General features: G+C 69.6%; 10 protein-coding genes and 1 tRNA gene. 9 read left to right on the forward strand and 2 right to left on the reverse strand.

Annotated features, from left to right (window positions below; all coding sequences use genetic code 11):
* The first annotated feature begins 39 nt into the window (after nt 1-39).
* From AC3A5K_RS00865 to proB, 7 genes are all read left to right on the forward strand, one after another.
* Nucleotides 40-1,140: an acetylornithine deacetylase gene (locus AC3A5K_RS00865; RefSeq protein ID WP_487615624.1), complete on the forward strand. Its 1,101-nt coding sequence runs from the start codon at nt 40-42 to the stop codon at nt 1,138-1,140.
* A 118-nt stretch (nt 1,141-1,258) separates the two neighbouring features.
* Nucleotides 1,259-2,524, forward strand: a complete 1,266-nt coding sequence (locus tag AC3A5K_RS00870; protein WP_487616285.1) for an acetylglutamate kinase — start codon at nt 1,259-1,261, stop codon at nt 2,522-2,524.
* The gene (locus AC3A5K_RS00875) at nt 2,525-3,151 is read left to right on the forward strand and encodes a GNAT family N-acetyltransferase (protein WP_487615625.1); all 627 of its coding nucleotides are present in this window, start codon (nt 2,525-2,527) and stop codon (nt 3,149-3,151) included. It begins immediately after the preceding gene.
* On the forward strand, nt 3,148-4,101 hold the full coding sequence (gene argC / locus AC3A5K_RS00880) for an N-acetyl-gamma-glutamyl-phosphate reductase (protein WP_487615626.1): 954 nt from the start codon (nt 3,148-3,150) through the stop codon (nt 4,099-4,101). The genes AC3A5K_RS00875 and argC overlap by 4 nt, the downstream gene beginning before the upstream one ends.
* A gap of 100 nt (nt 4,102-4,201) precedes the next feature.
* Entirely contained in the window at nt 4,202-5,497 is a 1,296-nt protein-coding gene (argH, locus tag AC3A5K_RS00885; RefSeq protein ID WP_487615627.1) for an argininosuccinate lyase, read from the forward strand.
* Between the two features lie 160 nt (nt 5,498-5,657).
* Complete coding sequence (locus tag AC3A5K_RS00890; RefSeq protein ID WP_487615628.1) at nt 5,658-5,915, forward strand: YciI family protein; 258 nt, start codon at nt 5,658-5,660, stop codon at nt 5,913-5,915.
* A gap of 7 nt (nt 5,916-5,922) precedes the next feature.
* A complete protein-coding gene (gene proB, locus AC3A5K_RS00895; protein ID WP_487615629.1) occupies nt 5,923-7,071 on the forward strand; it encodes a glutamate 5-kinase in 1,149 nt (382 codons plus the stop codon).
* Between the two features lie 359 nt (nt 7,072-7,430).
* On the opposite strand, the gene AC3A5K_RS00900 is transcribed toward proB, so the two are convergent.
* Together AC3A5K_RS00900 and AC3A5K_RS00905 are read right to left on the reverse strand one after the other, a co-directional pair.
* Nucleotides 7,431-8,675, reverse strand: coding sequence for a CynX/NimT family MFS transporter (locus AC3A5K_RS00900; RefSeq protein WP_487615630.1), 1,245 nt, complete (start codon nt 8,673-8,675; stop codon nt 7,431-7,433).
* An 83-nt stretch (nt 8,676-8,758) separates the two neighbouring features.
* A tRNA-Pro gene (locus AC3A5K_RS00905) sits at nt 8,759-8,835 on the reverse strand.
* A gap of 189 nt (nt 8,836-9,024) precedes the next feature.
* On the opposite strand from AC3A5K_RS00905, the gene cydD reads away from it, so the two are divergent.
* Both cydD and cydC read left to right on the forward strand, forming a co-directional pair.
* Nucleotides 9,025-10,683 (forward strand): thiol reductant ABC exporter subunit CydD, encoded by a 1,659-nt coding sequence (gene cydD, locus AC3A5K_RS00910; RefSeq protein ID WP_487615631.1) that lies wholly within the window; start codon nt 9,025-9,027, stop codon nt 10,681-10,683.
* An 8-nt stretch (nt 10,684-10,691) separates the two neighbouring features.
* On the forward strand, nt 10,692-12,380 hold the full coding sequence (gene cydC / locus AC3A5K_RS00915) for a thiol reductant ABC exporter subunit CydC (RefSeq protein WP_487616286.1): 1,689 nt from the start codon (nt 10,692-10,694) through the stop codon (nt 12,378-12,380).
* The last annotated feature ends 173 nt before the right edge of the window (nt 12,381-12,553 follow it).

Genomic DNA, 12,553 nt, shown 5'->3' on the forward strand with positions numbered 1-12,553 from the left:
GCAGGTCATACGACCTGCCGGCGCAACGCTGGACAGGCCATGACAACGCTTCTCGCCCACACCCTCGACCATCTCGAACAGCTGGTGTCCTTCGACACCCGCAATCCGCCGCGTGCGATTCGAGCCGAGGGTGGCATCTTCGATTACATCCGCGGCCAGCTGCCGGGCTTCGATGTCGAGGTGATCGACCACGGCGACGGCGCGGTGAGCCTGTTCGCGGTGCGCGGTACGCCGACGGTGCTGTTCAACGTGCATCTGGACACGGTGCCGGATTCGCCCGACTGGAGCGCCGATCCGCACGTGATGCGCCGGCTCGACGATCGCGTGGTCGGCCTCGGCGTCTGCGACATCAAGGGCGCGGCGGCGGCGCTGATCGCGGCGGCCAATGCCGGCGACGGCGACGCGGCGTTCCTGTTTTCCTCGGACGAAGAAGCCAATGATCCGCGCTGCATCGCAGCCTTCCTCGCGCGCGCTCTGCAGTTCGAGGCCGTGCTGGTCGCCGAGCCGACGCAGTGCGAAGCGGTGCTCGCGCATCGCGGCATCAGCTCGGTGCTGATGCGTTTCGCTGGCACTGCGGGGCATGCATCCGGAAAGCAGGATCCGGCGGCGAGCGCGCTGCATCAGGCGATGCGCTGGGGCGGCCGTGCGCTCGATCATGTCGAATCCCTGGCGCACGCGCGCTTCGGTGGCCTGACCGGTCTGCGCTTCAACATCGGCCGGGTCGAGGGTGGCATCAAGGCCAACATGATCGCGCCGGCCGCCGAGCTGCGCTTCGGTTTCCGGCCGTTGCCGTCGATGGACATCGACGATCTGCTTGAGACCTTTTCCGGTTTCGCACAGCCCGACGCGGCGCATTTCGAGGAAACCTTCCGCGGGCCGAGCCTGCCGTCCGGCGACATCGACCGCGCCGAAGAGCGCCGACTCGCCGCGCGCGACATCGCCGACGCCTTCGATCTGCCGATCGGCAACGCCGTCGATTTCTGGACCGAGGCGTCGCTGTTCTCCGCCGGCGGTTACACCGCGCTGGTCTACGGCCCCGGCGACATCGCGCAGGCGCACACCGGCGACGAGTTCGTGACGCTCGAACAACTGCAGCGCTACGCCGAGTCGGTAGACCGGATCATCAACGGCGATCGCTGAGCACCACCCGCACCCTCCGCTTTCCACGCGTCATCCCACGCCCAACCGATTGCAGCCCGTGAACATTCCCGCGACCCACGTCCAGACCCGTCAGACCATCGTGCGCCTGCTTTCGAGCATGGCCAGCGCGAAGGAGATCAGCCAGTACCTCAAGCGCTTTTCGCAGCTCGATGCCAAGCGCTTCGCCGTGGTCAAGGTCGGCGGCGCGGTGCTGCGCGATGAACTCGATGATCTGACGTCTTCGCTGTCGTTTCTGCAGGAAGTCGGCCTGACGCCGATCGTGCTGCACGGCGCCGGCCCGCAGCTGGACGCCGAGCTTGCCGCGGCGGGCATCGAGAAGCAGACCGTTGGCGGCCTGCGCGTCACCACGCCCGAGGCGCTGGCCATCGTGCGCCGCGTATTCCAGGCCGCGAACCTGCGCCTCGTCGAAGCCCTGCAGCGCAACGGCGCGCGTGCGACGTCGATCACCGGCGGCGTGTTCGAAGCGACGTATCTCGACCAGGCGACCTATGGCCTGGTCGGCGAAGTGAACGCCGTGAACCTCGCGCCGATCGAAGCCAGCCTGCAGGCCGGTTCGATTCCGGTGATCACGAGCCTGGGCGAAACCGCGTCGGGCCAGATCCTCAACATCAATGCCGACTTCGCCGCCAACGAACTGGTGCGCGAACTGCAGCCCTACAAGATCATCTTCCTCACCGGCACCGGCGGCCTGCTGGATGCCGACGGCAAGGTCATCGATTCGATCAACCTGTCGACCGAGTACGACCACCTGATCCAGCAGCCGTGGATCCACGGCGGCATGAAGGTCAAGATCGAGCAGATCAAGGCGCTGCTCGAGGGCCTGCCGATGGCCTCGTCGGTGTCGATCACGCGTCCGGCCGATCTCGCCAAGGAATTGTTCACGCACAAGGGCTCGGGCACGCTGGTGCGTCGCGGTGAACGCGTGCTGCGCGCGGCCGACTGGTCGGAGCTGGATCTCGAACGCCTGAAGTCGCTGATCGAATCGAGCTTCGGCCGCGCACTCGCGCCGGACTATTTCGAGCGCACGCCGCTGCTGCGCGCCTACGTCAGCGAGAACTACCGCGCAGCGGTGATCCTGACCGAAGGCGAGGGCACGGTGTATCTGGACAAGTTCGCCGTGCTCGACGATGCACAGGGCGAAGGTCTCGGTCGCGCGGTGTGGAACGTGATGCGCGAGGAGACGCCGCAGCTGTTCTGGCGGTCGCGTCACCACAACCAGGTCAACATCTTCTATTACGCCGAGTCCGACGGCTGCATCAAGCAGGAGAAGTGGAAGGTGTTCTGGTACGGCCTCGACGGCTTCGAGCAGATCCAGCGTTGCGTCGCGCATTGCGCGACCCGTCCGCCGACGCTGGTGGGCTGAGTGGGCGAGCGCGCCGCCGAGGCTGCGTGGACACAGACGCCGACACTGACCGGTCGTTATGTCTCGCTGGTGCCGCTGACGCCCGCGCATGCGGACGCGCTCGCCACGGTGTCGCGTGACAGCGCGCTGCATTCGGTCTGGTACATCAATGTGCCCGCGCCGGAGAATGTGCCGCGCTACATCGACAAGGCACTCGAGGCGCAGGCGGCCGGCGAAACGCTGGTGTTCGCGGTGCTGGATGCCGGCGGCAGCGTCGTCGGCAGCACGCGCTTCTACGATCTCGACGCTGCAGTGCCCAATCTCAAGATCGGCTACACCTGGTACGCGCCGCGTGTGCAGCGCACCGGCCTCAACACCGAAGCCAAGTTGCTGCTGTTCACGCACGCCTTCGATGTGCTCGGTTGCGCATCGGTGGCGTTCGAGACCAGCTGGTTCAATCACGCCTCACGCGCGGCCATTGCGCGCCTGGGCGCGAAACAGGATGGCGTGCTGCGCCATCACAAGCGGCATGCCGACGGCTCGTTGCGCGACACCGTGGTGTTTTCGGTGATCGATGCGGAATGGCCGGCGGTGCGTCGCCACCTCGAATTCAAACTCGACACGTTCAAGCTGGACAGCCCTCCATGAGCACATCCCCCATCCGCCTCGGCATCGTCGGCGCGCGCGGCCATACCGGCCAGGAACTGATCCGCCTCGTCGCCGCGCATCCGGGCCTCGAACTCGCGTTCGTGTCCTCGCGCGAGCTCGACGGCCAGCGCGTCGCCGATCACAACGACGGCTTCCAGGGTGAACTGCGTTTCGAAAGCCTCGATGCCGACGCGGTCGCTGCGAAGGGTGTCGATGCGGTGATCCTCGCGCTGCCCAACGGCAAGGCCGCGCCCTTCGTCGCCGCGATCGATGCCGCGAAGCCGGACACGCTGATTGTCGATCTGTCGGCCGATTACCGCTTCGAGGCCGGCTGGTATTACGGGCTGCCGGAACTGACGCGTGCGCGGTACGCCGGCCAGCGCCGGATCAGCAATCCCGGCTGCTACGCGACCGCGATGCAGCTGGCGATCGCGCCGCTGGTCGACCATCTTGCCGGGCCGCCGCAGTGCTTCGGCGTGTCGGGTTACTCGGGCGCGGGCACCACGCCGTCGGACAAGAACGACACCGCGCTGCTGGCCGACAACCTGATGCCGTATGCGCTGACCAACCACGTGCACGAGCGAGAGGTGTCGAAGCAGCTGTCGCTGCCGGTCGAATTCATGCCGCACGTCGCGCCGCATTTCCGCGGCATCACGATGACGGTAAACCTCTGGCTCTCAGTGCCGATGTTGCGCGACGCGGTCAAGGCGCTGTTCGATGCGCGATACGCCGACGAGCCGCTGGTCGAAGTGATCGACGACGCGCCGTGGGTCAGCCAGATCGCCGGCCGTCATGGCGCGCAGATCGGTGCGTTCACAATTGCGCCGGGCAATGGCCGCGTCGTCGTCGTGGCGACGCTCGACAACCTGCTCAAGGGCGCGGCGACGCAGGCAATGCAGAATCTCAACCTCGCGCTGGGCTTCGATGAGCTGACGTCGATCCCGCATTGACACGCTGCCTGTGTGGGAGCGCGCTCGAGCGCGATGGGCTTTACCGGGAGTGCCGCATCGCGCGCAAGCGCGCTCCCACAACATCACAACGGAAATCAACATGAGCACTCTCCTCTGGCAGAAGCCCGGCGTCGCCGTCGACACGCAGATCCAGGCGTTTCTCGCCGGTGACGACGTGATCCTCGACCGCGAGTTCTTCCTGCACGACATCGCCGCGAGCGCCGCGCATGCGGAGGGCCTGCAGCGCGTCGGCATCCTTTCGAGCGACGAGCTCGACGGGCTGAAGCGCGAGCTGGCCACGCTGGCCGACGATTTCCGTAGCGGCGCCTTCGTGCTCGACGAACGTTTCGAAGACGGCCATTCGGCGATCGAGGACCGCCTGACCGAACGCCTCGGCGATGCCGGTCGGCGCATCCACACCGGCCGCAGCCGCAACGACCAGGTGCTGGTCGCCACGCGCCTGTGGCTGAAGGAGAAGCTCGCGCGTCTGGCGTCGCTGTCGCGCGAGATCGCCAAGATCGCGATCGACCGCGCCGAAGCCGAGCGCGAGCTGCCGATTCCCGGCTACACGCACATCCAGCGCGCCGTACTGTCCTCGGGCGGCATGTGGTGGTCGGGCTGGGCCGAGGCCTTCATCGACGATGCCGTGCGCGCGCAGGACACGCTCGCGCTGATCGACTGCAATCCGCTCGGCACCGCGGCCGGCTACGGCGTGAACCTCACGCTCGATCGCGACCACACGACCGCCGCACTCGGCTTCGCGCGCCTGCAGGTCTCGCCGGTCTACGCGCAGCTCTCGCGCGGCAAGTTCGAACTCGCCGCGCTCGAAGCGCTGGGCAGCGCGACGCTGGATCTACGTCGTCTCGCCTGGGACCTGTCGCAGTTCACCAGCGCCGAGTACGGCTTCGTCGCATTGCCGGCGCAGTACACGACCGGCAGTTCGATCATGCCGAACAAGCGCAATCCAGATGTCGTCGAACTGATGCGCGCCACGCACGCCAGCGTCGCCGCGGCGCGGACCGAGATCGAGCAATTGCTGTCGCTGCCGTCGGGCTATCACCGCGACCTGCAGAGCTCCAAGGGCGCGATCTTCCACGGCTTCGGCCGTGGACTCGCCGCGCTGGAGCTGCTGCCGGCGCTGCTGGCGAATCTGGAGTGGCGCGAAGACCGGCTGCGCGCCGCAGTCGATTCGGGCATGTACGCGACAGACGTTGCGGTCGAGGCCGCGATCGCCGGCGTCCCGTTCCGGGAGGCCTACAAGGCCGCCGCGCAGAGCGCCGACACGGCCGGCCGGGGCCGCACGCCGGAAGGCAGTCTCGCCGCGCGCACCTCGCCGGGTGGCGCTGCCGACCTGCGTCTGGATACGCTGCGCGCGCGTCTGGCGGCGCTGGATTGAGCTGCACACAGCACGCATAGTCGCTCGGGATGCCGTGCGCCCGGCGCGTGGCTGCCGGAATGGCAGCCCGTCGGCTGGGCGCGTGCGATGGCCTGCGATGCGATCGGTGCAGGGACAACGGGTGTCAGTGCCCTTGGAATGTTCGGAGGAGTGCCGTCACATGAAACGCTATCTGGTGCTCGCGATGCGTCGGCCCACGTTCGATGCGTCGGTGGTCGCGCCGCACAAGGCCTTTCTAGACACGTTGCGTGACCGCGATCTGCTCGAGTGCACGGGCGGGTTCACCGATGGCAGCGGCGGCGCCTACGTGCTGCGCAACATCGACAGCCTTGCCGAGGCGAAGGATCTCGTGGCGCTGGATCCGCTGGTCCTGCAGGACGCGTCCGAACTCACCGTCCGCGAGTGGACGCTGCGGTAGGGCACCGATGAACACGCCGTCGCCCACCGACTTTCCCGAACAACCGCTGCCGCCCTGGCGGCGCGCGGTGCTCAAGGTCGGCAGCAGCCTGCTGGCGGCCGATGGTGGCGGCCTGTCGGACCGGTACGCAGCAGCGCTGGCCGGCTTCGTGCGCGCAAGCCATGCGGCCGGCCGCGAGCTCGTGGTGGTGTCGTCGGGCGCTGTCGCGGCCGGACGCGCGATCCTGCACGCGAATCCTGCAGACGGTGCGCCGATGGCCGAACGCCAGGCGCTGGCCGCGCTTGGCCAGGCGCGGTTGACCGGCTTCTGGCAGGGCTTCTTCGAACGCCCCGTCGCGCAGGTGCTGCTGACGCACGACGACCTGCGCAACCGCCGCCGCTATCTCAACGCCCGAGCCACGCTGACCGCGCTGCTGCGCCACGGCGCGCTGCCGGTGGTCAACGAGAACGACACGGTGTCGGTCGACGAACTCAAGCTCGGCGACAACGACAATCTCGCGGCGATCGTCGCCGCGCTGGTCGATGCGGACGTGCTGTTCATCGCCACCGACATCGATGGTCTCTACGACGCCGATCCGCGCATCGAGCCGCACGCGCGACCGATGCCGGTCGTAGCGAAGATGAGTGCGTCCCTGCTGGCGGTCGCCGGCGGCGCCGGCAGCAGCGTCGGCACCGGCGGCATGCGCACCAAGCTCGAAGCCGCGCAGCGCGCCGCATCGGCCGGGGTCGCGACCGTGCTGTTCAACGGCCGCCGCGCGGACGTGCTCGACGGCCTCGCCCACGACCGCCTGCGCGGGACGCGCATCCATCCGCTGCGCACGCGCATGGCCGCGCGCAAGCACTGGCTGCAGAACGCACCCGCGGAAGCCGGCGCGATTCTTATTGACGGTGGCGCCGCGAACGCGATGGTGGAGAAGGGCGCGTCGCTGCTGCCGGGCGGTGTGCTGGCCGCCGAGGGGCAGTTCCGACGCGGCGACCTGGTCTCGGTCGTGCTGCTCGACAGCGACGCGCGCGAGCCGATCGCACGCGGCGTGACCCAGTATTCGGCCGACGACATCCGCCGGCTGGCGCGGCGGCACTCGCGTGATATCGAAGCGACGCTCGGCTACAGCTACGGCGAGACGATCGTGCACCGGGACGATCTGGTGCTGGTGTAAGGGCGCGCTGTCGCACTCCGCCATCGACCACGTTGCGGCGCATATACCCGCGGCTCTTTTCTATAGCGCGAAACATTGGTCCACGAGTGTCCTGGCGACCGGGGGCGACGGGCTCGTGTTTCCGGTACCAGACGCGGGTCGCCGGCTGACCAGCGCACCGCTCACGAAAGTCATCACCGGCCGTCGCTCGATGAATGACCGTGCCTGATCCAACACGGCTGCGAACTCGCAGGCTTTTGATCGTCATTCCCGCGAAGGCGGGAATCCATGGACGTAGCCGTCCGGTGTCGAAGCGCGATGCGGCCGTAGCGCCACGTGGATCAACCCTGGACGCGTCGCGCGCGGTCACCCGCGACGCATCACCGCGCCCGCGGGTGCCAGCTGTCTTCCAGCGCACGCGGCTGGCAGGCCATCCAGCTGCCCATCAGCAGCACGCCCACCACCGCGTACAGCAGTGCGAATGGCCAGTGCCAGCCATCGGTCGCGGCATGCAGCACGCCGAACAGCAATGGTCCGATGCAGCTGAAGGCGTAACCCACGCCCTGCATGAAGCCCGACAACGCGGCCGAGCCCGACGGCGAGCGCGTGCGCAGGTTGATCAGGGTCAGGCTCAGCGGGAACGTCGCCGGGCCCAGTCCGAGCAGGGTGACCCACAGCACCGGGGCGGCCATCGGCGCGAGCAGCAGGCCGGTGAACGCGGTGACGTAACAGATGGCGCACAGCACCACGATCGGAAACGGATTGCGCATGCGCACCGCGATCGACGGCATGCCCAGCGCGCCGACCAGGCCCAGCGCGGAGAACAGCGCCACCATCGTGCCGCCGAACGCGGGCGAGGCGCCGGCTTCGGTGAGCAGGGTCGGCAGCCAGGTGAACATCGCGTAGGTGATCAGCGACGTGGTGCCGAACATCAGCGCCATGCCCCAGGCCACCGGCGAGCGCCAGGCGCGACCCGCCGCGGCGATGGGCAGCCCGGGCAGGGCCGCCGACGCGGCGTCCACGGCCAGGCCGCCGCGACGTGCCAGCACCAGCAGGCCGATCCACGGCAATGCCGCCGCAACCGCAGTCAGCGTCCACGCACCCAGCGCGACCCGCCAGCCGGCGGCCTCGGCCAGCGGCACGGCGAGCAGTGCGGGCAGCATCGTGCCCAGCTGCAGCACGGTGATGTACAGCGTGCTGACCGCGCCGACGCGTTCGGGGAAATAGCGTTTGACCAGGGGCGGCAGTACGACGTTGCCGATGCCCATGCCGGCCAGCGCGACGATCGAACCGGCCATCAGCACGCCGACGCCGTTGGCCTGCGCGCGGAGGGCGAGGCCGGCGGCGGCGAGCAGCATCGCCAGCAGTGCGGTGCGTTCGATGCCGATGCGACGCGCCAGCATCGGCGTCGCAACACCGAACACCGCGAACGCAGCCGTCGGCAGCATGCCCAGCACGCCGGCGGTGGTCGATCCGAAACCGAAGCGGTCGCCGAGCAGATCCAGCAGCGGCGTCAGCGACGTCACCGCGGTGCGCAGATTGAATGCCGACAGTGCAATGCCGAGCAGCACCAGCACACGCACCAGCGTGGACGACGGGCGGGAGGCGGCGGGCAGGGGGTCCATGGCAGGCGCTCGCGTGGCCGCGAGCGGGGCACGGCCCGGAAAACGAAAAACCGGCCGCAAGGCCGGTTTCGATTTCACCAGATTGGTCGGGGAGACAGGATTCGAACCTGCGACCTCTACGTCCCGAACGTAGCGCTCTACCAGACTGAGCTACACCCCGACAGGTGAGCCGCGCATTCTACCGATGCACTCCGCCCGAGGGCAAGAGGTTCGTGTCGATCACGTGCAGGTCGGCATCAAAGTGGATGGCGACCGCGTCGTGTGCGCGGCGGACTGCGATAATACCCGGCGCGCTGTCAGGCCGGAAGAGGTGACGCGCCGTTCCCGCAGCAGGATGCCTCCCGATTCCATGATTCCACAGCGACGCCTCCGCTCGCGCTGGCTCGATGCGCAACTCGCACCGGTGCAGGCGCGTCACCGCGTCGCGCTGGCCTGCCAGGTGTTCGCGGGCTGGCTGTGGATTCCGCAGGCCGCGGCCATCGCCTGGGCGTTCGATGCGGTGCTGTTCTCGGGCGGCGGTATCGAGGCGTTGCCTCGGCCGCTGGCCGTGCTCGGCGCGGCGCTGCTGCTGCGCGTGCTGCTGGGCTGGATCGGCCAGCGGGCGTCGGCGGATGTGGTCGAAGGCACGCTGGAGCGCATGCGCACGGGCCTTGCCCGCGCGGCGATCGCGCGGGGACCGGTGTGGCTGCGTGGCCAGCGCAGCGGCGAACTGGTCGCCATGTCGACCGGCCATGTCGATGCGACCGCGCCGTATTTTGGTGGCTATCTGATGGCGCGCGCCGAAGTGGCCTGCGTGCCCGTGGTCCTGCTGGTAGCGGTGTTCGCCGCCGACTGGATCGTCGGACTGGTGCTGCTGCTGACCGCGCCGCTGGCGCCCATCTTCATGATGCTGATCGGCATGGGCGCCGAGACCGCGGGCCGGCGCCAGCTGGCGGCGCTGGCACGTGCCGGTGCGCACTTCACCGATCGTCTGCGCGGGCTGGATCTGATCCGCGTCTACGGCCAGGGCGATGCCGAACAGGCCCAGGTGGGCGAGGCGACCGAGACCATCCGCGAGCGCAGCATGCGCGTGCTGCGGATCGCGTTCCTGTCGTCGGCGGTGCTGGAATTCTTTGCGTCGGTCAGCGTTGCGGTGATCGCGGTGTATTTCGGTTTCAGCTATCTCGGCATGCTGGATCTGCGCGGTACGCCGCTGTCGCTGTCGACCGGTCTGTTCTGCCTGCTGCTGGCGCCCGAGTTCTACGCGCCGCTGCGACGCCTGGCCGCGCATTACCACGACCGCGCCAATGCGCTGGCCGCGGTCGCCGAGATCGAATCCACCTTCGGCACGCTGCCGGCGATCGACGTCGCGACGCCTACCGTCGATGCGCCTGGCGGGTCGGCGCCTGCGGTCGAGCTCGAGGACGTGACTTTGCGCCATCCGGGCGCACCGGCGCCGGTGCTGCAGGGCGTCTCACTGGCGGTGCCGGCCGGTGCGCGCCTGGCGCTGGTGGGCCCCAGCGGATCGGGCAAGAGCACGCTGCTCGATGCGCTGGCCGGCTGGCTCACGCCCGAGCAGGGACGCATCGTGCTGCCGCCGGACACGCGCATTGCCCTCGCCGGGCAGCGCCCGTGGCTGTTCCACGGCAGCATCGCCGACAACCTGCGCATCGGCGCGCCGGACGCGACCGCAGCGGAACTGGACACCGCCGCGCGTGTCGCCCAGGTGCTGCGCTTCGCCGAGCGTCTGCCCGACGGTCTCGACACGATGATCGGCGAACGCGGTTTCGGCCTGTCCGGTGGCGAAGCCCGGCGTGTCGCGCTGGCCCGCGCGCTCCTGCGCCGGCCTGGCCTGCTGCTGCTGGACGAGCCCACCGCGTTCCTCGATCCGCAGACCGAGGCCGATCTGCTCGCCGCCCTCGACACGCATCTGCCCGACTGCACCGTCGTCGTCGCCACCCACAGCGAGGCGGTGATGCGCTGGGCCGGCACCGTCTGGCACGTGCCTGCGCCGGAGGCGCTGCCATGACGCCGTCGATGCAGTCCACGCCCGGCAGCACCCGCATGCTGCTGCGCCGGCACCGCCGCCGCGTGCTGCTGGCGATCGCGCTGCTGGCGACGACGCTGGTGGCCGGTATCGGCCTGCTTGGCGTTTCGGGCGGCTTCCTGACCGCGGCGGCGCTGACCTTCGGCACGCTGGGCAGCTTCAACTTCTTCACACCGTCGGCCGGCATCCGCGGCCTGACCCTGGCGCGCATCGTGTCGCGCTATTTCGAGAAGCTGGTCGGCCACGACGCGATGCTGCGCATCGCCCGCGACCTGCGCAGCTGGTTCTTCGCCCGCGCATTGCGGCTCACGCCCGGCCAGCTGGGCCGGCTGCGCACCGGCGATCTGCTCGCCCGTCTGATGGGCGACATCGACGCGGTGGATGGCCTGCTGCTGCGCGCGACCGGTCCGCTGCTGACGCTGGCATCGGTGGGCCTGCTCGGTATCGGCGTCGCCACCTGGCTGCACCCGCCGACCGGCGCGGTGCTCGCGCTGGTCGCCCTGGCGAGCGGCGTCGGCGTGCCCTGGATCGTCGCCCGCGGGCGTGCGGCCGAGGAAACCGAACGCGCGCGGCGTCGCGCCGGCCTGCGCGCGCGCCTGCATGAGCTCTATGAAGGCCACGCCGATCTCGCCGCACTGGGCGCTGAAGCCGGCTGGCTGGCGCGTGTGGAGGCGGACGGCCGCGAGGTCGCCGGCTTCGAACGGGCCCGGCGTCGTCAGCTTGCCGATGGCGGTCTCTGGCATGGCCTGGTCACCGCCGGCGGCCTGCTCGCGGTCGCGTGGATCGCGGTCTCCGCGGCTGTTGCCGGCAGTCTGCCGCCGGCGCACGCGGCCGCGCTGTTCTTCGTTTCGATCGGCCTGTTCGAGGCCTGGGCCGGCGCCGGGCTCGCGTGGCAGGCGCTGACGGCCGCGCGGGCGTCGATCGCGCGCCTCGATGCCGTGGCCGGCGCGGAACCTGCGGTGGTCGATCCGGAGACGCCATCTGCGGTGCCGGCGACCGGTGCGCTGGTGTTCGACGGTGTGGACTTCGCCTGGACACCGGGCGGCCGTCCGGTGCTGCGCAGCCTGGATCTGTGCATCGCGCCGGGCGAGCGGATCGCCATCAGCGGCGACAGCGGCGCGGGCAAGTCGACGCTGACCGCGCTGCTGCTGCGCAGCGCCGACCCGGACGCGGGCACGCTCGCCTACGGCGGGGTCGCACTGGAGGCGATGCGCGCGCAGGACTGGTTCGCGCGCATCGGCTGGCTGCCGCAGAACGCGCCGGTGTTCGCCGGCCGGATCCGCGACAACCTGGCACTGGGCGCGCCGGATGCCGACGATGCCCGGCTGTGGGACGCCCTGGCGCAGGTGCGCCTGCGCGGCTGGGCCGAGCGCATCGGCGGTCTGGATGCCTGGGTGGGCGAGGCGGGCGTCACCATGTCGTCGGGTCAGGCCCGGCGCCTCGCGCTGGCCCGCGCGCTGCTGCGCGGTGCGCGGCTGGTGGTGCTGGACGAACCCACCGAAGGCCTCGACCAGGACACCGCCGATGCACTGCTGCTCGAACTGCCGGCGCTGCTCGGCGACCGCAGCCTGCTGCTGATCACCCACGGCACGCTGCCGCCCGGTCTTGTCGACCGGCATCTGTGGCTGCGCGATGGGCGCCTGCACGACGTCCCGCGCGCGCAAACGGCTTCTGTGTAGGCGCGCGCTTGCGCGCGAGATCTAGCCGGAACACCGTTGCGCGTGAGCGCTCACCCTGCAGGAGCGCGCTGGCGCGCGATGGATCTGTACGGGTAAAGCCCCCATCGCGCGCCAGCGCGCTCCTACAGGGGAATGCGCAGCACGGGGACGCATTAGAATGTCCGCCTCTATCC

The organism is Luteimonas sp. Soil_C_5 (assembly GCF_057656615.1).

Excerpts from the sequence above, each read along its gene's own strand:
- AC3A5K_RS00865 (WP_487615624.1), top strand. The coding sequence starts at position 40 with ATGACAACGCTTCTCGCCCACACCCTCGACCATCTCGAACAGCTGGTG.
- AC3A5K_RS00870 (WP_487616285.1), top strand. The coding sequence starts at position 1,259 with ATGGCCAGCGCGAAGGAGATCAGCCAGTACCTCAAGCGCTTTTCGCAG.
- argH (WP_487615627.1), top strand. The coding sequence starts at position 4,202 with ATGAGCACTCTCCTCTGGCAGAAGCCCGGCGTCGCCGTCGACACGCAG.
- argC (WP_487615626.1), top strand. The coding sequence starts at position 3,148 with ATGAGCACATCCCCCATCCGCCTCGGCATCGTCGGCGCGCGCGGCCAT.
- AC3A5K_RS00890 (WP_487615628.1), top strand. The coding sequence starts at position 5,658 with ATGAAACGCTATCTGGTGCTCGCGATGCGTCGGCCCACGTTCGATGCG.
- AC3A5K_RS00900 (WP_487615630.1), bottom strand. The coding sequence starts at position 8,675 with ATGGACCCCCTGCCCGCCGCCTCCCGCCCGTCGTCCACGCTGGTGCGT.
- cydD (WP_487615631.1), top strand. The coding sequence starts at position 9,025 with ATGATTCCACAGCGACGCCTCCGCTCGCGCTGGCTCGATGCGCAACTC.
- proB (WP_487615629.1), top strand. The coding sequence starts at position 5,923 with ATGAACACGCCGTCGCCCACCGACTTTCCCGAACAACCGCTGCCGCCC.
- cydC (WP_487616286.1), top strand. The coding sequence starts at position 10,692 with ATGCAGTCCACGCCCGGCAGCACCCGCATGCTGCTGCGCCGGCACCGC.